18 protein-coding genes, 2 tRNA genes and 1 pseudogene are annotated in these 23146 nt (G+C 67.9%); 9 read left to right on the top strand and 12 right to left on the bottom strand.

Annotated elements, in window-relative coordinates:
* The first annotated feature begins 4 nt into the window (after window positions 1–4).
* The 6 genes from ABZ794_RS19090 (at window position 5) to ABZ794_RS19065 (ending at window position 7316) form a co-directional block, all read left to right on the top strand.
* A complete protein-coding gene (locus tag ABZ794_RS19090; protein WP_210781003.1) occupies window positions 5–1030 on the top strand; it encodes a glycosyltransferase family 2 protein in 1026 nt (341 codons plus the stop codon).
* A gap of 97 nt (window positions 1031–1127) precedes the next feature.
* Window positions 1128–2945 (top strand): BTAD domain-containing putative transcriptional regulator, encoded by a 1818-nt coding sequence (locus tag ABZ794_RS19085; RefSeq protein ID WP_357516692.1) that lies wholly within the window; start codon window positions 1128–1130, stop codon window positions 2943–2945.
* 42 nt (window positions 2946–2987) lie between these two features.
* Window positions 2988–4100 carry a lysylphosphatidylglycerol synthase domain-containing protein gene (locus ABZ794_RS19080; protein ID WP_210781001.1) on the top strand — a complete coding sequence of 371 codons (1113 nt, stop codon included), beginning with the start codon at window positions 2988–2990 and terminating at the stop codon, window positions 4098–4100.
* 55 nt (window positions 4101–4155) lie between these two features.
* Window positions 4156–5298, top strand: a complete 1143-nt coding sequence (locus ABZ794_RS19075; RefSeq protein ID WP_210781000.1) for a glycosyltransferase family 4 protein — start codon at window positions 4156–4158, stop codon at window positions 5296–5298.
* Window positions 5299–5321: 23 nt separating this feature from the next.
* Window positions 5322–6335, top strand: a complete 1014-nt coding sequence (locus ABZ794_RS19070) for a glycosyltransferase family 2 protein (protein ID WP_210780999.1) — start codon at window positions 5322–5324, stop codon at window positions 6333–6335.
* 42 nt (window positions 6336–6377) lie between these two features.
* A complete protein-coding gene (locus ABZ794_RS19065) occupies window positions 6378–7316 on the top strand; it encodes an oxidoreductase (protein WP_357516688.1) in 939 nt (312 codons plus the stop codon).
* A 470-nt stretch (window positions 7317–7786) separates the two neighbouring features.
* Here ABZ794_RS19065 and ABZ794_RS19060 read toward each other — a convergent pair whose 3' ends face one another.
* The 10 genes and pseudogenes from ABZ794_RS19060 to ABZ794_RS19015 all read right to left on the bottom strand — a co-directional run bounded on the left by ABZ794_RS19060 (window position 7787) and on the right by ABZ794_RS19015 (window position 17849).
* Window positions 7787–9628 carry an ABC transporter ATP-binding protein gene (locus tag ABZ794_RS19060; protein ID WP_357516686.1) on the bottom strand — a complete coding sequence of 614 codons (1842 nt, stop codon included), beginning with the start codon at window positions 9626–9628 and terminating at the stop codon, window positions 7787–7789.
* Complete coding sequence (locus tag ABZ794_RS19055) at window positions 9564–11396, bottom strand: ABC transporter ATP-binding protein (protein ID WP_357516684.1); 1833 nt, start codon at window positions 11394–11396, stop codon at window positions 9564–9566. The genes ABZ794_RS19060 and ABZ794_RS19055 overlap by 65 nt, the downstream gene beginning before the upstream one ends.
* Before the next feature lie 258 nt (window positions 11397–11654).
* Entirely contained in the window at window positions 11655–12602 is a 948-nt protein-coding gene (locus ABZ794_RS19050) for a glycosyltransferase (protein WP_210780995.1), read from the bottom strand.
* 144 nt (window positions 12603–12746) lie between these two features.
* On the bottom strand, window positions 12747–13262 hold the full coding sequence (locus ABZ794_RS19045; RefSeq protein ID WP_238691201.1) for a hypothetical protein: 516 nt from the start codon (window positions 13260–13262) through the stop codon (window positions 12747–12749).
* Entirely contained in the window at window positions 13252–13638 is a 387-nt protein-coding gene (locus tag ABZ794_RS19040; protein ID WP_210780994.1) for a carboxymuconolactone decarboxylase family protein, read from the bottom strand. The genes ABZ794_RS19045 and ABZ794_RS19040 overlap by 11 nt, the downstream gene beginning before the upstream one ends.
* Before the next feature lie 233 nt (window positions 13639–13871).
* Window positions 13872–14399 (bottom strand): aromatic-ring-hydroxylating dioxygenase subunit beta, encoded by a 528-nt coding sequence (locus ABZ794_RS19035; protein WP_210780993.1) that lies wholly within the window; start codon window positions 14397–14399, stop codon window positions 13872–13874.
* Complete coding sequence (locus tag ABZ794_RS19030; RefSeq protein ID WP_210780992.1) at window positions 14396–15700, bottom strand: aromatic ring-hydroxylating dioxygenase subunit alpha; 1305 nt, start codon at window positions 15698–15700, stop codon at window positions 14396–14398. The genes ABZ794_RS19035 and ABZ794_RS19030 overlap by 4 nt, the downstream gene beginning before the upstream one ends.
* A 20-nt stretch (window positions 15701–15720) precedes the next feature.
* Entirely contained in the window at window positions 15721–16887 is a 1167-nt protein-coding gene (locus tag ABZ794_RS19025) for a glycosyltransferase (RefSeq protein ID WP_238691200.1), read from the bottom strand.
* Between the two features lie 564 nt (window positions 16888–17451).
* A pseudogene (locus tag ABZ794_RS19020) lies at window positions 17452–17598 on the bottom strand (IS5/IS1182 family transposase); the annotation flags it as partial.
* Between the two features lie 175 nt (window positions 17599–17773).
* Window positions 17774–17849: transfer RNA gene (locus ABZ794_RS19015), tRNA-Lys, on the bottom strand.
* A gap of 187 nt (window positions 17850–18036) precedes the next feature.
* Between ABZ794_RS19015 and ABZ794_RS19010 the strand changes: the two genes are divergently transcribed.
* Window positions 18037–19299, top strand: coding sequence for an Ig-like domain-containing protein (locus ABZ794_RS19010; RefSeq protein ID WP_210780990.1), 1263 nt, complete (start codon window positions 18037–18039; stop codon window positions 19297–19299).
* A gap of 249 nt (window positions 19300–19548) precedes the next feature.
* Entirely contained in the window at window positions 19549–20841 is a 1293-nt protein-coding gene (locus ABZ794_RS19005; RefSeq protein WP_238691199.1) for an Ig-like domain-containing protein, read from the top strand.
* A 113-nt stretch (window positions 20842–20954) separates the two neighbouring features.
* On the opposite strand, the gene ABZ794_RS19000 is transcribed toward ABZ794_RS19005, so the two are convergent.
* Window positions 20955–21027, bottom strand: a tRNA-His gene (locus ABZ794_RS19000).
* Between the two features lie 112 nt (window positions 21028–21139).
* Window positions 21140–21730 (bottom strand): oligoribonuclease, encoded by a 591-nt coding sequence (gene orn / locus ABZ794_RS18995; protein ID WP_210780988.1) that lies wholly within the window; start codon window positions 21728–21730, stop codon window positions 21140–21142.
* A gap of 72 nt (window positions 21731–21802) precedes the next feature.
* Here orn and ABZ794_RS18990 point away from each other — a divergent pair, with 72 nt between their 5' ends.
* Window positions 21803–23086 (top strand): glycosyltransferase 87 family protein, encoded by a 1284-nt coding sequence (locus tag ABZ794_RS18990; RefSeq protein ID WP_357516679.1) that lies wholly within the window; start codon window positions 21803–21805, stop codon window positions 23084–23086.
* The last annotated feature ends 60 nt before the right edge of the window (window positions 23087–23146 follow it).

The raw sequence follows: 23146 nt of genomic DNA, 5'->3' as shown, positions 1-23146 counted from the left end.
ATCAATGAAGCCCGCCAAGACGCCACTGGTGTCAGTGGTAATCCCCTGCCACAACGGCCGAAAGACCATCGCCCTGAGCGTGCTCTCGGCATTGCACCAGACCCACCCGTCGGTCGAGGTCATCGTCGTCGACGACGCCAGCACCGACGAGACGCCGGAGATCGTCGGAAAACTCGGTTGCACACTCATCGAACTGACCGACAACGTCGGCGCCGGCCCCGCCCGCAACCGCGGCATCGCCGCGAGTAGCGGCGACATCCTCTTCTTCCTCGACTCCGATGTCGCCCTTGCCCCCGACGCGGTCGCCAACGCCGTGAAGATCTTCGAGGAGAACCCGTCCTACGGAGCCGTCTGGGGCGTCTACGGCGACCGCCCCCTGATCGACGACGGCGTGGTGGAGTGGGTGCAGGTGCTCTACGGCCACTACCGCGCCACCCGCAAGCTCGGGCCGGCCCGGACCGGCCACTTCGCCAGCGGCGCCGTGCCCCGCTGGGTCATCGACGAGATCGGGGCGTTCGACGAGCGGCTGCTCGGCCAGTACGCCAACGAGGACCACGAGTTCAGCCTCCGGATCGCGGAGCACCACCCGGTCATCCGCACCCTGTCCGTGGTCGGGTACCACGACGACGACGACCAGCTGTCCTCGATCCTGCGGAAGCTGTACCGGCGGGCCGGCTCACTGGTTCCCCTCGTCCTGAAGCAACGCGAGCTGAAGCCCGAGCGAGAGGCCACCCACCGGCCCGCCGAGGTCGCGGCCGCCTTCCTGGCCACCATCAGCCTCCCCCTGGCGCTGCTCTCCCCCTACCTGGCAGCCGTTCCGGTCGCCTTCCTGACGTGGTTCATCGGCGTCGACCTCCCCCTGTTGAACTACGTCCGACGCACCGCGGGCTGGCGGATGGTGCCGCCGAGCGCGCTACTCAGTTTTCTGTACAGTCTCGCGATTTCCGCGGGCGCGTTGAGTGGTGGCCTGCGCTACGTACTCGACGCGCGCTTCCGACAGAGGTACCGGACACCGGCCGGCGTCCATTAGTACGCCGGCCGTCGTCAGACGTGATGACCGGGGAGAGCATGTGAGGATCCGACTACTGGGACCCATCGAGGTGGAGTCAGCGGGGGGCCCGCTGGACGTGGGTCCACGTCAGCGTCGTGCGGTCCTGGCGGCCCTTGCCGTGGACGCCGGCACACCCGTGTCGATCGACACCCTGACCGAACGGGTGTGGGGGCCGGCGGCGCCCGAGGCGCCCCGCAGCGCCCTCTACGCCCACGTCGCCCGGCTCCGCCGGGCCCTGGCGCAGGTGGACGACGGCTCCGGCAAACCCATCGGCCTGAGTCGCCACGGGGACGGCTACGTGCTGAACGTCGAGCGCCAACAGGTGGACCTGCACCGGTTGAACAGCCTCATCGACACCGGCCGCGCGGCGACTCGGATCAGCGACGAAGAGCGGATCGCCGCGCTGCGCGAGGCGATGGACCTGTGGCGGGGGGATCCACTCACCACCCTGGCCAGCGACTGGGCCAACCGGGTCAGGCGCAGCGTGGCATCGCAATTGATCAGCTTGGCCGGCGCCTGGGGCACCGAGGAGCTACGGCTCGGCAGCCCGGAGGCGGTCGCCGAGCGGCTGGCCCGGATCCTCGGCTCGTATCCGCTCGCCGAACCGCTCGTGTCGCTGCAGATGCGGGCGCTCTGCGCGATGGGACGTACCCCCGAGGCGTTGCAGTACTACGTCGACACCCGCGCGCAGGTCGTCGAGCAGTTCGGCGCCGAGCCCGGCCCCGAGCTGCGCAAGCTTCACGTCGCCATCCTCCGCGGCGAACTCGACGAGCCGTACCCGGGCAACGTCGGCCCGGTCGCCACGCCGATCCGGCACGTGCCGCGGCAGCTACCCGCCGACATCGCCCGATTCTCCGGCCGGCACGACGACCTCGCGCCGATCCTGACCTGGCTGAACCTCGCCAGCACGGGGGACTCGGCCCCGGTGGTGTCGATCTACGGGACCGCCGGGGTGGGGAAGTCCACCCTGGCAATCCACGCCGCGCACAAGCTCAGCGGCCGGTACCCGGACGGCCAGTTGTACATCGCGCTGCGCGGCACCAGCGTGGACGCGAAGCCACTGACGCCGGTCGACGCGCTCGCCCGGCTGCTGCGCACCCTCGGGGTCAGCATGAGCTACGACCAGGAGCAGGTCGACGAGGCCGCGGCCCTGTTCCGCTCTGTCGTCGCCGGGCGGCGGCTGTTACTGGTGCTCGACAACGCCGTCGACGCCGCCCAGGTGCGCCCGCTGCTGCCCAGCGGCGCCGGTTGCGGGACGCTGGTGACCAGCCGACAGCCGCTGGCGGGGCTCAGCGACGTGCGCCAGCTACGCGTCGGACCGCTCACCGTCCCGGACGCCATCGCGCTGCTGAGCCACTGGGTCGGGGCGGAACGGGTGGCGGCGGAGCCCGAGGCCGCGACCGCGATCGCCGAGTGGTGCGAGTGCCTGCCGCTGGCGCTACGTATCGTCGGTGCCCGCCTCGTGGCCCGCCCCGGATGGCCGCTCGCCGAGCTGCGCGACCGGCTCGCCGACGAGCGCCGCCGGCTGGACAATCTCGAGTTCGACGGGGTCGGCCTGCGGACCAGCATGGCCGGCTCCTACGACCGTCTCTCCGGCAGCTCGGACCGCTCCGAGCGCGCCATCGCCGAGGCATTCAAGCTGCTGGGCACGTCGCCTATGACGGAGCTCAGCCGGTCGACCGCCGCTCAGGTGCTCGCCCGCTCGGAGGCACACGCCGAACGCATCCTGGAGCGTCTGGTCGACGCGCAGCTGTTGGAGACCTCGACGCCGGGCAGTTACCGAATGGGTGAACTGCTGCGGCTGTACGCCCGGGAACGCTTTGCCGGGCCCGAGGGAGAAATGACCGGCGAACCGTCGGACAAGGAAGAAGCAAGCGGTTCGCGGTTAGCGTGAGCCACCAGCTCGATTCCTTTCCACGATCGGAGAAGGTGTCGCTTGTCAACAAAAGAACTGGACGCACCGCAGGCCTTCCCCGGAATCAACGTGACAGTGACCGCCGTGCCCCGGAAGCGTTGGCGTTCGGCGGCCCGGCGGGTGCTCATCGGCTTGTTGCTGGCGGTGACCGTGGTCTTCATCGTGCTCGCGCTGCGCGGTCAGGACTGGTCCACGGTCGCGGGCACGCTACGCGGGCAGCGGCCCGGCTTCGTCGTGACGATGGCGGCGCTGGCCGTCCTGGCCAATGCCGCCGGTCTGGTCGCCACGATGGTCTCCTGGCGGGCCATGCTCGCCGGCGTCGGCGAGCGGGTCTCCGCCGTGGACGCGGCCCGGATCTTCTACTTCGGACAGCTTGTCAAGTACGTGCCCGGCAAGGTGATGGGTTTCCTGGTCAGCGTCGAGATGGGCAGGGCCATCGGCGTACCGGCGGGCCGGATGAGCGCGGCCTGGCTGCTGGCCCTGGTGGTGAGCCTGCTGACCGGCGCCACCGTGGGGCTGGCCGCCGGGCCGGAGGTCTTCGGCGCGTCGTCCGGCTGGCTCCTGCTGGCCGTCCTGCCGGTGGCCGCGGTCCTGATCCGCCCCGGTCTGGTGGGCGGGGCGGCGTCCCTGCTCGGCCGGCTGCGCCGCCGCCCGGAGCCGCCGACGGCGATCTGCGGCACCGGCATCCGGCAGGCGGTCGTCGCCCAACTGCTGGCGTGGGTGATCGGGGGCGCCCACCTGTGGGTCCTCGCCGTGGCGATGGGGGCGCCGCCGCTGCGTGCGCTGCCGCTCTGCCTGGGCGCGTTCGGCCTCGGCGCGGTCGCCGGGGTGATCGCCGTCTTCGCCCCTGACGGCATCGGCGTCCGAGAGGTGGTGGTGACGGCCGCGCTCAGTGTCATCCTGCCGATTCCGGTGGCCGGGGTGGTGGCGCTGATCAGCCGGGTCGTGGTGACGCTGAGCGAACTCGCCACCGCCGGGGTCGGCCTGCTGGTGACCGCGGCGGTCATCCGGCGGCACCCGGCCGCGGCAGCTCCCGCCCTGCCCGCGGTGGCGGCGACGGGTCCGGAGCCCACGAATGCCGACTCACCGGCCCCCAAGAAATCGCCAAGAAGCTGGTCACAGGCGAACCACTAATGTGCTCAGGGATTAGGTAATCGGCCGTAGCGATACCTCAGAGAATGCGGTACCCATGCCGGACAGGAAATACGATCTGACGCTAGCGGCCACCCACTACGAGCCGTACGTCAGTGGATTCACGCAGACCGCACGCAGCATCGCCGAGGGAATGGCCAATCGGGGTTGGCGGGTCGCCGTCGTCACCGCCCAGCACGATCCCGAACTGCCGCTGCGGGACACTGTCGGCGGGGTGGACATCTACCGCTCCCCGGTGCTGATGCGGGCGAGGCAGGCGATCTTCGCCCCTCGCTACCCGATCCTGGCCGGCCAGCTGGCACGCAGCTCGTCGCTGCTGCACCTCAACCTGCCGATGCCGGAGGCGGCCCTGCTGATGCCACTGGCCCGCCGCGTACCGGTGGTGAGCATGCTGCACAGCGACCCGCACCAGCCGGCGGGCTGGTCGGGCCGGGCCCTCGCACGCGCCTCGGACGTCGCCTCCCGAGCGGCCATCCGCCGCTCCGCCGCCGTGGTGGCCAGCAGCCACGACCAGGCACACGCCTCGCGATTCTGGCCGGTCATCCGCAACCGCAACTTCACCCCGATCGCGCCGCCGTGCCTGGACCGGCGGGGCGGTGAGCCCCGATACCGCGAGACCGGCCGCCTGCACGTCGGCTTCCTGGGCCGGATCGTGGCGGACAAAGGGATCGGCTATCTGGTCCGGGCGTTCCAGCGGATCGCCGACCCCGACGCCCGGCTGTTGATCGCGGGCAACTACCACGAGGTGACCGGTGGCGATCTCACGGCGGTGCAGTCCGAGATCGACCGGGACAGCCGGGTACGGATCCTCGGCGAGCTGCGCGGCCGGGAGGTCAACGATTTCTACGCCTCGGTCGACGTGTTCGCGCTGCCGGCGGTCGCCAGTTCGTTCGGCACCGTACTGGCCGAGGCGATGATGAGCGGCATCCCGTCGGTGACGACCGATCTTCCCGGCAACCGTTACCCCGTGGCCGCGACCGGATTCGGCCGAGTGGTCCCGCCTCGGGATCCACAAGCGCTGGAACGGGCCATCTCCGAACTGGCGGCGGTGCCGCGGCATTGGAAGGAGCAGAAGGCCCGGGCGGCACGGGCGCGTTTCTCGATGGCGGCGTCGCTGGACGCGTACGAGGTTCTCTTCACCACCCTTCGCGGGCGCACTGCGGCACGGCAACACCGATGAGAAGAAAGAAAGGTTGGAGCCCGATGAACGAGCAGCCACTCGTCTCCGTGATCATTCCGAACTACAACTACGCCAGCACCATCGGCGAGTGCATCAGAGCGGCGAAGAACCAGACGTACCCGGCCGTCGAGGTGATCGTGGCCGACGACGCAAGCACAGACGACTCGGTGGCGATCGCGCGGGCGCTCGACGTCACGGTGTCGCAGGTGCCGGTCAACAGTGGGGTCTCCACGGCGCGGAACCTGGGCGCCCGGCACGCCAAGGGTGAGGTGCTGTTCTTTGTCGACTCGGACGTCGCGCTCGATCCCGACGCGGTCGAGCGGGCGGTGGACCACCTGCGGGAGGAGCCGCGACTCGGCGCGATCTGCGGCATGTACCGGGCCGAGCCGATGTTTCCCGACAGCCTGGTCAAGCGCTACCGCGCCATCCAGCAGTACGTCTGGTTCTGCGAGGTCGAGGGCGCCATCCCGGGTCTGCACTCGGCTCTGTTCGCGATAAAGAAGGAGACGTTCCTGGAGATCGGCGAGTTCAACGACCGACTCCGGTGGACCGAGGAGCAGGACTACGGCTTCCGGCTCAACGCCCGGTACGAGGTCAAGGCCGTACCCACCATCCGGGGACGGCACGACCACGACGGCACGCTGCGGGTGATGCTGACCAAGGTGTTCAACCGCACCCGGCTCGGCGCGCCGAACTGGCTGCGGCTGAACAAGCTTCCGGGGGGTGCCGGCACCGGATATCGGGCACTGGGCAGTGCCTTCCTTCTCGCCGCGGTGATCGCGCTGGTCTCGTCGGTGGTCCTCGGCCCGTGGGCTCTCCTCGCCGCCGCGGTGCTGACCGGGATCAGCATCGGGCTCGACAAGCGCACCTACGGCTACGCCTATCGTCACCACGGGATCCTTTTTGGACTACAATTCACGGTGCTTCACCTATTGGTGACGCTCACCTCGGCGGTGGCGGCCGGCATCGGCATTCTGCAGGGACTGCTGTTCCCACGCATGACGCAGCGGCTCTACCGCGTCGAAAACCCCGCCTGACCCACGCGCCAGCAGTAGCGGTGCCCGACCGGAAAGTTGAACATGACCCTTTCTGATCAGCCTGACGACCTGGGTTTCGGGATCGACAGCACAGCAACCGAGGTACTCGCCGGCATCGACCTCTCCGGTAGGTTCGCCATCGTCACCGGCGGATACTCCGGCCTGGGCCTGGCGACCACCCGCGCCCTCGCGGCCGCCGGCGCCCGGGTCCTCGTTCCGGCCCGCCGCACGGACGTCGCGCGGGAGGCGGTCGCAGGGATCGCCGGCGTGGAGGTCGACGAACTCGACCTCGCCGACCTCGGCAGCGTCCAGCGCTTCGCCGACCGCGTCCTCGACGCGGGCCGCCCCATCGACATCCTGATCAACAACGCGGGCATCATGGCTGCCCCGCTGACCCGGGTGGGCGAGGGCTGGGAGGCCCAGTTCGCGACCAACCACCTGGGGCACTACGCCCTGGTCAACCGGCTCTGGCCGGCGCTGACCGCGGAAGGCGGCGCGCGCGTCGTCGTCGTCGCCTCGGGCGCCGGGGAGACCCCGCGCATCAACTGGGACGACGTGCACTTCGAGAACGGCTACGACAAGTGGGCGGCATACAGCCAGTCGAAGTCGGCCAACATCCTCTTCGCCGCCGAACTCGACAGGCTGGGCCGGGCAGCCGGGGTGCGGGCCTTCTCGGTGAACCCCGGCTACATCCTCACCCCGTTGCAGCGGCACCTCTCCAAGGAGGAGATGGTCGGTGCCGGCTGGATCGACGAGAACGGCGCCCCACTGCTGCCCGAGTTCCGGGCACCCGAGCAGGGCGCCGCGACCCAGGTCTGGGCCGCGACGGCACCGCGACTGGCGGATGCGGGCGGCGGCTACTGCCAGGCGTGCGCGGTGGTCAAGACCTTCGATGGCCCCGCCGACCGCGAGGCGGCCGAGCGGCTCTGGGCCCTGTCGGCCGAGCTGACCGACGTCGACGCGTTCGGCAAGTCCGAGTAGTGGAGCGGCGGGCCGGCCGCCGGCCCGCCGGCACATGACACGTGGGGTGGACCCGGCCGGCCGGGTCCACCCCGTTCGACCCGACACCCGCCGCCACACCAACGTGCCGGCGCGACGCTGCGGCCGGGCGGGGCGCACGTCGCCAACTGGTGTCCCTGTCGGGAGCAATGCCTGCACCGTATGGCGGCGAGCGCTGCGCGGAGTCGAAGAACGCATCCGCTGGCTCCGGTGACCTGGGTCAGGCTTGCGGGACGACCCGGCAAGCCCGACCAGGCACCACCCGTCGCGACAACCACCCGGATGCCCAGCGCTGACAAGGCACAGTGCGGCACGTCGCGGCGCACCCGGTCCTCCAACGTGCCGACCAGCCGCACCATGGACGGGTCACTGCAAGTGAGCGTCGCGGCGTTCGCCTCCCGACAGAGTGCGACCACTCTCCGTGTACGGCGACATCTGCGAAGCCGTGGTGATCAGCGATATGCGGCCGCCTGCAGGCTGAAGAACTCCGCGTACATCCCGTTGAGCGCCAGAAGTTCGTTGTGGCTGCCGGACTCTGCGATCCGCCCGTCCGACACGACCAGGATCAAGTCCGCCATCCGGACGGTCGAGAGCCGGTGTGACACGAAGACGGTGACGCCGCCGGTACGGATTCCCACGTCACGCGCCGCGTCGGAGTACCTGTCGAACAAGGCGTGTTCGGTCAGCGGGTCCAAGGCGGCGGCGGGCTCGTCGAGCAACAGCAGCAGCGGATCGTCGCGCATCATCGACCGGCTCAACGCGATGCGCTGCCACTGCCCGCCCGACAGTTCAGCGCCGTTGTCGTAGGACTTGCCAAGATAGGTCTCCAGGCCGATCGGCAGCCGGTCGATCACCTCCCCGGCGTCTGCTCGCCGAATCGCCCGCTCCACCGCCCCCGGTTCGTCGAGTCGAGGCAGGTCACCGAGGCCGATGCTGCTTCTGGCCCGCAGCTCCAGCCGGAGGTAGTCCTGGAAGCTGGCGGAGATCCGCTGGCGCCATCCCAGCGGGTCGAGCCGCCGCAGGTCGACGCCATCTATGGTGATCTCGCCTGCGGTCGGCCGGTAGAACTGGCAGAGCAGCTTGACCAGGGTGGACTTGCCGGAACCGTTGTCGCCGACGATGGCGACGATCGTGCCGGAAGGTATGCGCAGGCTGAGGCCCTGCAGCACGTCGGTGTCGGTGCCCGGGTAGCGGAACGCGACGTCACGCAACTCGATGCCGTCGGTGAGGACGGCGGGCGGTGTCTGGTCAGCCGGCGGGCCGGGTTCCGGCGGCGTGGCATCGCGGATCCAGCTCAACCAGCCGAAGGCGCGGGCGTTGCGTTGCAGCGCCTGGGCAAGCGCGACAGCGCCGGCAGCCTGCGCGTTGGTTTGCACGGCCAGCGTGATGGCGAGGACCACGTCGCCGACGGTGCGCTCGCCGCCGATAGCGGCGCGGACGACCAGGACGATGGAGCCGATGTACCCGAGCGCGAAGATCAGCTGACCGGTGAACCGCAGGGCCGCGCCGGCAAATTCAGCCCGGCGCAGGCGGCTGTCCACCTCGCGGCGGACCACCCCATGGCGGCGGCGGAGCTCTCCGCCGAGCCCGAAGAGCCGAATCTCCTTGGCGGCGATCGAGCTGAGGGCCAAATCGAACAGGTGCCAGCTCATGCGGGTCGACTCGGCGGTCACGAGTTCGGCGCGTCCCAGCCGCTTCTCGGCCAGCCGCCCGGCGATCAGCGGGGGGACACCGAAGATCGGCAGGAGGAGCAGCCACGGCTCGATGCGGGCGAGGAGCACGGCGGTCAGCGTGATCTGGGTGAGTAGCACCCCGATCGTCAGGACGGTCTGCACGCTCTGACCCAGCGTCCACGACTGCTGTCGGAGCAGCTCGAAGCGATCTGCGGCGTCCCGCCGTTCGTGCAGCGCCAGCCCGACCGGCCCGTGCGCCAGGTCGCCGAGCTGACGTTCGGTGTCCTGCCTGTGCAGATCACCGAGCTCGAAGAAGAAGATGTGGGCGAAGTGCTCCATCGTCAGGCTGAGCAGGACACTCACGGCGGCAGCCGCTGCCGTCCAGACCGCGACATCGGTCCGCCGGTCGAGGGCCGCGTCGACCGCCACACCCAGAAAAAGCGCCAGCAGCGGTCCACTCACGGCGCCGAGCATCATCAACAGGGCGGCGGTGATCAGCCTTCCCGGGCTGAGTCGCCACGCCGAGGCCAGCGTCGCGCCGGCACTGCGCAGTATTCTATTCACAGCCTTCGACCTCCTCCTCGGTGAACCGCGCAGCCTGCAGCCGAAACAGCTCCGCATAGCGACCGTCGAGGGCGAGCAGCTCTTCGTGGGTGCCCTCCTCGACGACGCGACCGTGTTCCAGCACGACGATCCGGTCGGCTCGACGCACCGTGGAGAACCGGTGCGAGATGACTACGCTGGTGACGCCCCGGGTCAGGTCGAGGAATCGCTCGAAGAACGCCACCTCCGACCGCACGTCCAGGTTGGCGGTCGGCTCGTCGAGGACGAGAATGCTGGCGCCACCGTCGACGGCGACGAGAGCACGGGCGATGGCGATGCGCTGCCACTGCCCGCCGGACAGTTCGGCGCCGCCGGCGTATCGCCGCGACAGTGGAGTCTCCAGGCCGCGGGGGAGATGGTTGACGAAATCCGCCGCGCCGGCCTTTTCCAGGGCAGCCCGGACCACCTTGTCGGCACGCTCCGGCTCCGCGAGCATCTCGATCGCGCCGAAAGCGATGTTGTCGCGCACCGGCAACTCGAAGTGGGTGAAGTCCTGGAAGATCGCGGCAACCCGGCGCTGCCACGCCGTTGCCGGGAAGGTCCGAATGTCGACGCCGTCAGCGGTGATCGCCCCGGCCGTCGGTTCGTAGAGCCGGGCCAGAAGTTTCACGAGGGTTGTCTTGCCTGCGCCGTTGAGGCCGACGATCGCCAGCGATCGGCCCGCCTCGATGGTGAGGTCGAGGCCGTTCAGCACCGGCGGCCCGCCCGGGTAGGCGAAGGACACCTTGTCGAATCGCAGCACCGTCCTGGGCAGTCCAGCCGGATCGCCCCTGCCGCTCTCGGTGGCGCGGGCGTCGGCCTCGCTCATCCTCTCGATCCGCTCCACCGACCGGTAGGCATTGAGGCCCTGCTCGGTCGCCACATCGGACTCGGCGATGAACCCGCCGATCCTCATGGCGGCCAGGGACGCCTGGAACACGAGTATTAACCCGCCCAAGCCGAGCAGTCCGGCCGCCGTTGCCTGAGCCGCTCCCGTCAGCAGCACGCCCAGCAGTACGAAGGCGACAAGAACATAGAGTATGTAGGGGCCGTAGAACAGCCGGCGCCGGGCCCGCCAGACGGGGAGCACGGCGTCCATGGCGGCCGTCGTGTACTCCTGCTTCAACCAAGGTAGAAGGCCGAAGACCCGCAACTCCTTCGCCGCCGCGGGCTGGAGCAGCATGGTACGGAGATATTCGCCGCGGCGCCGCAGCCGGGCGGTGCTCCGAAAGACCTCGGTGAACACCGACAGGCCGAGCCGGTAGCCGAAGCGGATCGTCAGGGCCGCGACGAGCAGAGCCGGCCCGGCCCACCACACGAAGGCGACCGACGTGACCCCGGCGGCGAGCACGGTCTGCAGGTACCGCGAGATCAGCGCGATCTGACCGGCACCCGCGGCACCCGGCGACCACATCTCGGTCCGCAGCCGGTCCGTGGCGTCAGCGACGTGATCGAGCAGCTCCGGATCCTCCATGACGGCCACGCCACCGCTCGCCTGGGAGGCCGCCATCAACCGGTCACGGACGAGATCGTCAAGGCGACGGCGGATCAGGTTGCCGAGCAGTTCCTGTACCGGCAGCAGCAACTGCACTCCGAAGAACGCGGCCGCCGCCAGAATCAATCTGGTCCGAAGATCGCTCCAGGCCGCTGAGCCGAGCCCGCCGGCTACCGCGTCCGGCACTCGGGCGACCACGGCCGAGGTGGCGAGAATGAACGCGACCGGCAGGATCCCTGCGGCAATCTGGATCATCACGGCGGACGAGACCAGCGACGAGCCGGCTTTGGGCACCAGGTGCAAGATTCTCATTCGCCCGCCGAGGCGCGATCTGTGGCCGTGGACAAGTTCCGCCCACACAGACCTTTCGTGCATCGTCACCACCAGGCGCCTCCCGTGCGGCTGTGAACCCTATCGGCGCATGGCAGAGCCCTGCACGCGACGCGCTGACCGGGGCCGGCAACATCGACGACTGTGGGTCCAACTTGTACTTCATCACTCTTGAATGACGTAGGGACATGTAGGCGCAGACGTTGATGGATTCGCCCCGGACCCGTACCCCAACCCTGCCTACGCGACAGGAACAGAAAATTCACCTTCCTTAACCTCAACCCGTGAACCAGGAAAGGCCGCTGGGGTCGACCTTGCGCAAAGTTCGAACTGCTCGTAAAGATCGATCCAGTTGGCGCCGACCGCAGGGTTGAAGATTGGCGCAAGCATGGCCTGCAGGATCACCTCGGGAACTTCCTTGTGCAGCGCGATGAATAGGCTCAAGTTCTTCAGCCAGCCCTCATATACAGACATGTTGGGGCTCAGCGGTGGCCCTTGATGGTAGGCGAAGCTTTCTTCGTCGAAGACGAGCTGGGTGCCGGAGCGGCCCAGCCTGTACCCCAACTCGGAATCCTCCAGGCCCCATCCTCGAAATCCCTCGTTAAATCCACCGACGCGCTTGTAGTCGACGCGTGGAACAGAGACGTTGCAGGTGAAGAACAGATGCCACGAGGTCTTCAGATCGCCGACACCGATATCACTCAGGCGACTCAGCACGTCCAGCCTGATGTCGCTCTTGATTATGCCGCCAAGGAATTCCTCACCGCCGTCTCTCATAAAGCGATCGTCGAACGCTTCCGGAGTCCGCAGGTACTTTCTGAAGCCGATGACGGCCTTCTTGGCGCCAATGACTCGGTAGTGACGAAGATGCCAATCGACGAAGGTGGGTGGAACCAGTTGATCGCCGTCCACGAAAATCAGGATGTCGCCGGTCGCCTCTTCTGCACCACGATTTCTTGCGGCACTTCTGGACGACGTTGCCGAACGAGGCAGATGCAGGTAGCGGAACCGGGAGTCCGCTGTCACGTGACGCTGCGCCGTCTCCGCAGTCAGGTCGGTTGATCCATCATCGACGATGAGCACTTCGAAGGAATCGGAGACAGTCAGAGTTTGTGCACGAAACGTGCGAAGGCATCTGTCCAGCAACACGGACGAGTTGAATGTCGGCACAACCACTGATGCCTTCATCGGCGGTCTCCATTCCAGAGCAGAAACCGGATTCCCAACGTGGGAAGCCGAGCAGCGGGTTCTCCAAGATTCGATGTCGAACCGCCGGCCGACAGCCGACGACCGGCGGCGCTGCTGTCGTTTTAATCTGAGATGCCGCCCCGGTCAGGTGACTCGGCCGCGCCGCCCCCCTGAAGCGTGAAGGGATTCCGCGCGCCAGGTGCATCCGTCGCCTGCCTGTTCGCACGACACTGTGACGTCCGATTCGACGTAACGGGCGGCGATGGCGGTGTTGAGTTCCTGACAGTACGGGCATGGTGATGCGAAAGTCAGTTTGACGCCGGCAGCGGCGGCCTGTTTGCGGTACCGCAGGATCCCACATTCGGCGTTGCGCAGGACGGTGCCAGAAGGCTGGGGCTCGCTGGTCACTGCCGAGTCGTAGAGCAGCAGTTGGCGCTGCAGCCGGTTCATGAAGTGGACGGTGGCAGACTCTCCGGCGGGCCGCTGCGACTGCAGGAGGTCGGCGGTGATGCGGGAGTTCGCCTGGATCCACGCGGACACACCCTCATCGCCGTGCACGCCTAGAATGAACTCTTCGGCGGCCGCCTGGGCCTCGAAGAACCGCTGGCGCCAGAGATCGACCTTGACTGCGGCGTCGAGGGAAGCAGGGTCACTGGTCATGGTCGGTGTCCTTGCCAGGGGCGAGCTCGGCGAATACCTCTTGGGCGATCCGCAGCCCGTTGTTGGCTACCGGCCAGCCCCCGTAGTAGGCGAGCTGGATGATGATCTCGATGATCTTCTCTGGTGGCATCCCGAGGTGCAGGGCGGCGCCGATGTGGCCGCGCAACTCCCAGTCGGTCCGGGCCAGGGTGACCGCGGTCAGCGCGATCAATTCGCGTTCCTCGACGCTCAGGTGCGGGCGGGTCCAGATCTCACCGAACAAGTGGTCGATGGTGAGCTGCAGGAAATCGGGGTAGGAGCCTGGGCGGGGTTCGCGGCCGAAGACGTGCTTGAACATGGCCTCACCCCGCTCATGTCGGGCAAGCGGCTGGTTCATCGATCACTCCTTCGTGTTGCCAGGTGGCCTGTCGGACAGTGGTGGATTCCTACGACGCCACGGAGACGACGAGCAGCAGCGCGGGCGCAGATGTCAGTACCCATCGAGAAGGCAGCGACCAGCCGGCCCGCGCCGCCACCGACGTCACCGATCAGCGCGGCAGGTGCGGCGCAGCCTGAACTAGACCCACCCCTGCGCCAAAGCTGCGAGCAGGGCCGTGTCTCTGTCAGATCTCAGAGGATGATGCTGAGCTTTCCGTGTTCGCGAAGACTCTCGTGGTCGAGCACCACGAGACGTCGCCGGACCCGGAACGACTCGCCCTCGACGGCGAGTTCGAGCCGACATTTTCCGACGTAAGAGTCAGAGCGCCCGTGCCCGAACCGGTACACGACGACATTCGCCGCCACATCGAGGTGCGTGCCCCGATCAGCCAGAACCTCCACGTTGCTGATCATCCGATTTGTCCGCGACAGGGGGTTCTCGCACCACACCTCGCCGTTGAGGAGTTGCTCGATCCGCTGGCGCAGCCGGGCGGCGTTGTCGTCGATGAGCCCGAGCGCATCGGCCGACTCGCCCCGAACGTCGGTGGCCGGCACCAGGTAGCGGATGTCGTCGGTCAACATCTCGTCGTACCACTCGCGCAGGCGCCACTCGTCGAGCAGCCGCGCCTCACGGAAGAGGAACTGGCTCACCCGGTGCCACAACCGCATCTGGGCCGTCTCGTCAACCACCAGTTCGGTGTTGATCGTGTCGGTGGTCATCGCCGTTGCGCCCCTTGCCTCTCGGCCCGCTGAGTGACGTGGTGAGCTTCCTCGTGGTCGTCGCCGTCGTACATCAGCCGGTCCCACTGCCGCCAGAACTCGCGGGCTGGGAGCTCGTCGGTGGTCTCGGGGACCTCCTTGGCCATACCGCGTGACAGGTCCGAGTAGCGGAGCGTGCGATTGAGGTAGCCCCGTTGACATGACTCGATGATCTCGATGTCGTCGGGGGTGGCGAAGCCGGCGGGACCGAGGAAGGTCAGGTAGTGACTCTTCCGCAGTTCCCGTATGTCCGGATCCTCGTCCTTGGGGGCCAGCGCGACAGAGGTGATCGACATCTGGCCGGCGCCGACCGGGTCGATCTTGCGGATGGTTATCCCGATCGCGTCGATGATCATCAGATTGGGGAAGATCATCAACGCCCTGTTGGCGCCGGTGATCCGTTGGGCGCGTTCGGCGCCGAACCGTTCGACGAACCGTGCGGCCGTCGCCTCCATCCGCGACCTGACCTCAGGGGGAAACATCGGCGTCCAATAGGCGAGCGGTCGAGCTGCCGCCGGTACCAACTCATTGGCGCCATGCCCCCGGCCGAGAGCGCGGGCGAACCCGCCACGTCGTCGCGGCGCCATTGTCCCGAGCGACTCGATGTAGCTCACGTAACGCTTGTGCAGGGCGCGGAAGTGGTAGATGTCGACACTGTTCTCCATCATGAGCTTCCAGTTGGCCCGAGCCCCGTGCAATTGCGCACCTTGGATCACCTCCATTCCAACTTCGGACTGGTCGGCGACCAGATCGAGGTACTCCGTCGCGCCCGCCAAATATCCGGTCAAGGTGCGTGGCTGCTCAGGATCGAAGGTCGCGAACACGAAACCCCGGTAACTGTCGCTACGGTGCCGTGCCAGGTCGAAGTCGGACTTGCGGAAGCCTGGGCCGTACCCGTCCGGAAGCGGAACTCCGACCAGGTCGCCTTGGTTGGAGAATGTCCAGTCGTGGTACGGGCACCGGAAAGATCTGGCCTGCCCGGCTGACTGCGAGCAGATCAGAGCCCCGCGGTGCGGGCAACTGTTGGCGAACACTCGAATCACCCCGTCGGAGCCGCGCGCCATGACCACCGGGCGCCCTCCGACATCACGTGACACGTAGGAGCCCAGCGCGGGCACCTCGGATTCGTGCCCGACGTACAACCAGCAGCGATCGAAGATCTTGGTCATCTCCTGTGCGGCCACGTCGTCGTCGGTGTAGGCCCGGCGGTCCACCCGGAATGAGAAGCTCTCAAGATCATCGAACACGATCTGGTCGGCCACCGGCCGCTGCAGTTCTATCGTCACTGCTCCCCCTTTCGCTGTAGCTTCTCGGCCGTGCTGATGACCATCTCTGCCGTGCGCGCGGCGGAATCGCCGCACTCGGGCTGCGCCGCGCGCAGCCGCGCCCGGTAGCTCCGGTCGGGATCAAGCAGATCGGTGACAGCGTCAGCGACCGCCTGTTCTGAGACGTCGGCCGGCTCCAATGCCGTCCCGAAGCCCGCGGTTTCCACGAAGTACGCCTGGATTGGCTGATCCACAGCTAGCGGGATCACCAGCATCGGTGTCGCCGCCCGGATCGACTCCGCCACCGAGTTGTAGCCGCCATGGGTGATGAACACGTCGGCGCGCTCAAGCACCTCACGTTGTGGCACGTACGGGGCGGTAAGCACGTCGGCGGGCAGCGCGAGTTCCTCAGCGAGATCTCCCACCGCGGCGACCACCTGCGCACCGGTCTTCACCGCTCCCATGATCACCGTGCGTAGGAGGTCGGGCCGCCTGAAGAAGATCGTGCCGAAGGAGACGAACACCAGCGGGCGACCGGGGCCGATCTCCTCCAGGCCGGGAAAGGCGACCTCGTCACCGCGCTTGCCTGCCGCACCCGGCAACCCGACCAGCTGCACACCGTCGTCGGTGACCGCCTCATCCCCGACGAGCGAGGGAATCGTCGGCATCAGATTGAGAAGCGGCGAACGCGCCGAATGAGTCCGGGTCGACCACAACACCCCGCGCCTGGTCAGATAGTCGCCAACCTGTTCGTCATACAGCCAGCGACCTTGGCGACGCTCCTTCGGGCATACCCCGCCCAGGTTTGCCCAGATCATCCCGTACGGCACACCCGATGCCTGCGCCCCGGCCATCGCTGCCGCCAATACCGGCAGCGAATCGAGCAGCGCGAAGTCCGGTGCCGTCGCCCGCAGCGCATCAGCCACCTGGTCCGCCACCGGTGACGATTCGAGCATCGGACCGATCTTTGCCGGATCGTCGCTCCACGGGGCCATCTCGACCTGGCCGACCAGGTGGACCTCCGCCGCACCCAGGGCCTGGCGACGCTGCTCGCCGAGCGCGCCACCGTCCGCAGACAACAACAGCAGCACAACCTCATTGCCGGCGGCTTGGAGCGCATTGACCACCGGAATGTACGGGTTGAGGTGACCATGCTGAGTTGTGGTGAGGAAGGCGATGCGCACTAGATCTCCGATCCAAGGGAAACGAACAGGCCAACTCAGGATTTGGGCCGGGGTCAACTGCATCGTCCACGATTACGACACCCGGCCTTCAGTGACGAGTCGAGACCGCGAGGCACGAGCGGCAGAAATCCGCCCGCAGGCACGCGAGAACGCCCGGCAGGGCGAAGTAACCATCAACGTCCAGATACTCTTACGAGGATCTACGCATTCCCCACCATCGCTGTGGGGACGCGGACCAATCTACGTTTACTACTCGGAAACAAACTTGCAATAAAGGACCCGACGCCTGCGCCCGGCGGCTGCGAAAAGTGTGCCGCGAGCCGTGATCATTGTCAATGCCTTGAATTTGTCGGCACATCCACAACTCTGCCCACTTTGACCGGACTCCACCTCGACCCGCGGCACGCAGGTCCGGTTCCTCGGCGCGAAGGCGTGGAGGCGTGGAGGCCACGGTTTCGCAACCATTCCGGCCGAGTCGCCGGATTTCATGCAATGGTGTCGATGAGCTTTGAAAGACCGAGGCTACTGAGCCATTCCGTGCAAGGACTTGATCACGGGTGGTGATCATGTGGTTCGGGCATGGTCGAAGTGCAGCAGGGCGAGGGCGGCTGCCACGATCTCGCCGATGCGCCATGGGTTGAGGCTGACGTTCCGGAGTGCCTTGAATGTGGTCTTGAGCAGCGAGTTTCCGCGTTCACCGATGGCGCGCAGGTCGTCGGCGGCGGCTCGCAGCGCCGGGAGGGTCTCCGGATGGGTACGCGCAGCGGTGGTGTCGTGCTCGCCGCCGGGTCGCCGGGTCCAACGGCTCCCGAGCATCCACCCACCATCGACGTACGCGAAAAAGGCCCTAACCCAGTGTGAACCACCAGGTCAGGGCCTTGATCGTTGGTGCGCCGCCAGGGACTCGAACCCCGAACCCGCGGATTAAGAGTCCGCTGCTCTGCCAGTTGAGCTAGCGGCGCTCGTCGGCAACGGAGAGAACATTAGCACCCCTGGAACGCGGGCTCCAATTCGGTTCCCCGGGTCCCCCCTTCGGTCGAGCTTTGCCGGCAAAAAGCCCCAAACCGGCCACCGCCACCAAGATCGGGGCGTGGGTTGCGGCGGTGATGCGGCACGATGTCCGCCAGGTACGCGAGAACAGAGGTGGGCATGGCACGGTTCACGCGAGCCGGGGCGGTGGTGGGCGCCCTGACTCTGGCGGCGTCGCTGGCACTGACCGGATGCGGCGGCGACGAGAAGAAGCCGGAATTCGTTGGCGGGGCGTCCTCGGACGTGAGCGCCACCCCTGGCTCAGCCGCACCTTCGACGCCGAGCACACCGAGTGGGCCGGCGCTCACGCTGAGCCCGGCGAACGGCACGAAGAATCGGCCGGTGAGCACGGAGATCAGCGCGAAGCTCCCGGACGGCGGGAAGGTGTCCGCAGTCACCCTGACGGCGGACGGCGGCGGCTCGATCGAGGGCAAGCTGCGTACCGATGGTTCGTCCTGGGTGCCATCCGCTCCGCTGAAATGGGGCACCCGCTACACGGCCACGGTGACGGCGAGCGCGTCGGACGGCACGAGCAGCCAGGGCACCAGCAGCTTCACCACGATGGCCAAGCCGAAGTCGACAATCGGTTCGGGCCTGTACCTCTTCGACGACAAGAGTTACGGGGTGGCCATGCCGGTGGTCACCGAGTTCCACCCGGGTATCCCGAAGAAGGACCGGGCGGCGGTGCAGAAGCGGATGTTCGTCCGGACCGACCCGCCGCAGCCGGGCGCGTGGCACTGGGTCAGCAATGGCACGCAGGCCTACTACCGGGCCCCGGAGTACTGGAAGCCGGGCACCACCATCACCGTGCGGATCGCGCTGGCGGGGGTGCCGCTGAGCAACGGCAAGTACGGCGACATCGACCGCAAGGCCACCGCCAAGATCGGCCGGTCGTTCGAGATGAAGGTCGACAACGCCAACAAGAAGATGACGGTGTACGAGAACGGCGCGCCGGTACGCACCATTCCGGTGAGCCTGGGCAAGAAGAGCACACCGTCGTCGAGCGGCACGATGGTGGTGATGGAGAAGAAGGAAGCCACTGTCTTCGACACCCGCGACGACCCGGATCCGGCCAACCGCTACGTGACCGACATCCAGTTCGCCCAGCGGCTCACCTGGGGTGGTGAGTACATCCACGCCGCGCCCTGGTCGGAGCACGTGCAGGGGCGGCAGAACGTCTCGCACGGCTGCGTGAACGTGTCGATGGCGAACGCCAGGTGGTTGTTCGGCAAGACCCGGATCGGTGACCCGATCACGATCAAGGGCACCGAGCGCAGGATCGCCGCCGGTAACGGTTGGACGGCGTGGAGCCTGAGCTGGTCGGAGTTCATCAAGGGCAGCGCGTTGCCGGTGCCCAGTGGTGGGGCCGGCCCGGCGGTCTGAGCCGTCGGCCTCGTTGCGCCGGCTCGGCCGTTGGCCGGGCCGGCGTACCCTTGCACTCCCGCCGCTCGATGACGGCGCGGCGACCCCCGCGCTCCCGACACGGAGACGAACCAGGCTCACGAAACGCCGGATAGTAGCAGGATTCGGGCACAATTGATGGCGTGTTTCGGTTCACCCTCGGCAACCGGGGTCGGCTCTGGCGCGTCAGTAAGAGACGATGGGGCAGCGACCACAACTGTGAGGGAATTCATGCGAGCTAGCCAGGACCAGCTGATCAGGCCCGGTGGGCGACGCCGCGTGTTCGCGGCGGGGCTTCTCGCCGTGGCGCTGGCCTTCACCTCGGCCTGCACCGACGGCGACGGCGGCAAGCCGTCCTCGTGGCACGGCGGCGGCGAGAACCCGGCACCGAAGGCCGCCGCGACGATCAGTGAGCCGGCGGCCGACGCCAAGGACGTGCCCGCGTCCACCGGCATCACCTTCACCACGAAGGACGCCGTGGAGACCGCTGTCGAGCTGAAGGACGCCGCCGGCAAGGCGGTCGAGGGCGCCCTCGCCAAGGACGGCAAGTCGTGGCTGCCGACCGGCGCGCTGGCCTACGGCACGAGCTACACGGCCACCGTGACCGCCAAGGGCGACGACGGACGCCCGGCCACCGCGACGAGCACCTTCACCACGATGGCCAAGCCCGGCAATCAGGTACGGGTGAGCAGCTTCCTCGGTGACAACCAGGTGGTCGGGGTGGGCATGCCGCTGATCGTGAAGTTCAGCCGCGCCATCCCGGAGGACTACCGCGACGACGTGCAGCGCCGGATGACAGTCACCTCGACCCCGGCGCAGGAGGGGATCTGGCACTGGGTCAGCCCCACCGAGATCCGGTACCGGCCGAAGGAGTTCTGGAAGTCGAACAGCAAGGTCTCCTACCGGGTGCAGGCCGGTGGTCTGCCGATGGGTGCGGGCTGGTACGGCCGCGCCGACCTCTCGGTGGACGTCAAGATCGGCGCGGCGGTGGTCATGACGGTGGACAACAAGACCAAGCGGATGACGGTGACCCGCAACGGCTCCGTGATCAAGACCATCCCGGTCAGCCTGGGCAAGAAGAGCACACCGTCGTCCAGCGGCACGATGGTCGTGATCGAGAAGCTGCGCAAGACGGTCTTCGACACGTTCGAGGAGCTGGGCCCGGAGGAGGGCTACCGCACCAAGATCGACTTCGCGCAGCGCCTCACCTGGGGCGGGGAGTTCATCCACGCGGCACCCTGGTCCGAGGGGCAGCAGGGCACCACGAACGTGTCGCACGGCTGCGTCAACGTGTCGATGACCAACGGCGACTGGCTCTTCAAGAACACCCAGATCGGCGACCCGATCACGGTCAAGGGCACCGAGCGCAAGCTCCAGAACGGCAACGGCTGGACCGACTGGAACATGAGCTGGGACGAGTACGTCAAGGGCAGCGCCCTTCCGTACGAGCCTCCGGCCGACCCGGACGCCACCACCCCGACCCCGGACGGGACGGTCACCCCGTCCCCCACGCCGACCGCCTGAGCCAGCCGACGAAAGCCCCCTCTTCCGAGGGGGCTTTCGCGTGGTCCCCCTGTTTCGCCCCCACAACGACTCAGGCCCCCTCCGAGGAGGGGGCCTGAGCAGTGGAACCGCTGGGTGACTGATGGGAATTGAACCCACGACAACCGGGACCACAACCCGGTGCTCTGCCAACTGAGCTACAGCCACCATGCCGCCGTCGCCCGGTCGATCGCTCCGGGCGGGGTGCGGACCAATAATAGCCACACCGCGACGCACCTCGTCCAGCGGGTTCCCTGCTCCCCGGGACGAGGCGGCGCGGTCAGAGTTCGGCGGCGATGGCCTTGGCGGTCTCGACATCCGGGCCGGGCAGCGGAACGAAGACGGTGCGCCGGTAGTACTCCAACTCCCGGATGCTCTCCCGGATGTCGGCCAGCGCCCGGTGCGCGAGACCCTTCTGCGGCTGGCCGAAGTACACCCGGGGGTACCAGCGGCGGCAGAGTTCCTTGATCGACGACACGTCGATCATCCGGTAGTGCAGGTGGGCGTCGAGGCGGGGCATGTCCCTGGCGATGAAGCTCCGGTCGGTGGCGATCGAGTTGCCGCAGAGCGGAGCGGTACGCGGATCCTTGACGAACGTGCGGACGTAGTCCAGGACCAGGTCTTCGGCCTCGGCGAGGGTGACCGCCGAACGACGGACCTCCTCGGTGAGGCCGGACTTGGCGTGCATGGTCTGCACGATCTCCGGCATCCCCTCCAGCGCCGCCTCGTCGGCGTGGATGACCACGTCGACACCGTCACCCAGCACGTTGAGGTCGGGATCGGTGACCAGTGCCGCAACCTCGATCAGTTTGTCCCTGCCGAGGTCCAACCCAGTCATCTCACAGTCGATCCAGACGAGGAGATCAGCCACCGGGACAGCCTACGCGCAGCCCACGCCCGGCGGCTGCGCGCTCTCGGCGGACCGGACCGCTAGGGTTTCGGGGTGCCAGCAGAACCCGTCGCACCGCCCGCCGTCACCGAAGACGATCCCGGCGGCCGTACGGTCCGTCGTCTGGTCGCGGTGGTGGCCCTCGGCGCTGTGCTGCCAGCGCTGTACCTGCCCGGCCTCGTGCACAACTTCTTCGATCTCAAGATTTACATGTCCGCGATGGACTGGTGGCGCGTCGGCCACCCGCTCTACGACTACGTCCAGCCCGACCGGGTGCAGGGCGAGTTGTACTTCACCTACCCACCATTCAGCGCGCTGCTGCTGTGGCCGTTCGGTCTGCTGCGGCTCGGCGCCACCGTGGCGATCTTCACGGCGCTCACACTGCTGGCCGTGGTGCTGACCACCCGGTGGCTGGTGGCGCCGGTGATCGCCCGACACGACCTGCCCCGGACGTTCACCCTGGTCGCCGCCGTACTGCTGGTGCTGGCGGTGGAGAGCATCCGCGAGACGATCACCTTCGGCCAGATCAACATGCTGCTGATCGTGCTGATCCTGGCCGATCTGCTGTTCGCGGTACCGCAGGCGCGACGCTGGGCCGGGGTGGGCGTGGGGCTGGCGACGGCGCTCAAGCTCTTTCCCGGCATCTTCATCGTGTACCTGCTGGCCACCCGGCGGTGGCGGGCGGCGGCGGTGGCGAGCGCGACCGCGGCGGCGGCGACCCTGCTCGCGGCGGCGATCGCCCCTCGCGACTCGTGGCGTTTCTGGACGCACGAGCTGTGGACCACCGAGCGGGTGGGACGCACCGACATCGTCGGCAACCAGTCGCTGTTCGGCCTGCTCAGCCGGTTCACCGAGCCGCAGAAGCCGGACCGGCTGCTCTGGCTGTTGCTGGTGGCCGCGGTCGCCGGCTACGGGCTGTGGCGGGCCGCCCGCGCGGCGCGGGCCGGTGACCCGCTGACCGGCCTGACGTTGACCGGGTTGGTCGGTTCCCTGGCGAGCCCGATCACCTGGACCCATCACATCTACTGGTTCGTGCCGGCGGTGGTGCTGCTCGCCGACGCGGCGTTGAGCGCGGACCGCCCGGAGGAGGCACGCCGGCGTCGGTGGCTGGCCGGGCTCGCGCTGGGCATCACCGCCGTGACCATCTACGGCGTGGTGACGTTCCAGGCCTGGGGCGCGGGAGCGGTCCGCACTCACGATCCGGTGGACTTCGTCGTGCAGAACACCTACGTGCTGCTCAGCCTGCTGCTGTTGGTGGCGTTGCCGGTGCGCTCGGGGCTCGCGGCGGAAAATCGCACCAATTGGACAGACCTCCCGAGTAACCATGTTCGGCGCTAATCTGTCCTCATCTACCTCAAGCGCCGCTCGGGTAGCACCGATCCCCCGGTGAGGGTGGCC

The sequence above is a fragment of the Micromonospora sp. NPDC047187 genome, assembly GCF_040643355.1.
In the GTDB taxonomy this organism is placed as follows: Bacteria; Actinomycetota; Actinomycetes; order Mycobacteriales; family Micromonosporaceae; genus Micromonospora; species Micromonospora salmantinae.
This window is presented reverse-complemented; position numbering and strand designations above follow the sequence as displayed.

Bases quoted from the DNA above. Each gene is read 5' to 3' on its own strand.
- ABZ794_RS19045 (WP_238691201.1), bottom strand. From the start codon at position 13,262: ATGACCAGTGACCCTGCTTCCCTCGACGCCGCAGTCAAGGTCGATCTC.
- ABZ794_RS19065 (WP_357516688.1), top strand. From the start codon at position 6,378: ATGACCCTTTCTGATCAGCCTGACGACCTGGGTTTCGGGATCGACAGC.
- ABZ794_RS19070 (WP_210780999.1), top strand. From the start codon at position 5,322: ATGAACGAGCAGCCACTCGTCTCCGTGATCATTCCGAACTACAACTAC.
- ABZ794_RS19090 (WP_210781003.1), top strand. From the start codon at position 5: ATGAAGCCCGCCAAGACGCCACTGGTGTCAGTGGTAATCCCCTGCCAC.
- ABZ794_RS19050 (WP_210780995.1), bottom strand. From the start codon at position 12,602: ATGAAGGCATCAGTGGTTGTGCCGACATTCAACTCGTCCGTGTTGCTG.
- ABZ794_RS19010 (WP_210780990.1), top strand. From the start codon at position 18,037: ATGGCACGGTTCACGCGAGCCGGGGCGGTGGTGGGCGCCCTGACTCTG.
- ABZ794_RS19035 (WP_210780993.1), bottom strand. From the start codon at position 14,399: ATGACCACCGACACGATCAACACCGAACTGGTGGTTGACGAGACGGCC.
- ABZ794_RS19060 (WP_357516686.1), bottom strand. From the start codon at position 9,628: ATGCGGAGCTGTTTCGGCTGCAGGCTGCGCGGTTCACCGAGGAGGAGG.
- ABZ794_RS19055 (WP_357516684.1), bottom strand. From the start codon at position 11,396: ATGAGAATCTTGCACCTGGTGCCCAAAGCCGGCTCGTCGCTGGTCTCG.
- ABZ794_RS19005 (WP_238691199.1), top strand. From the start codon at position 19,549: ATGCGAGCTAGCCAGGACCAGCTGATCAGGCCCGGTGGGCGACGCCGC.
- ABZ794_RS19075 (WP_210781000.1), top strand. From the start codon at position 4,156: ATGCCGGACAGGAAATACGATCTGACGCTAGCGGCCACCCACTACGAG.
- ABZ794_RS19040 (WP_210780994.1), bottom strand. From the start codon at position 13,638: ATGAACCAGCCGCTTGCCCGACATGAGCGGGGTGAGGCCATGTTCAAG.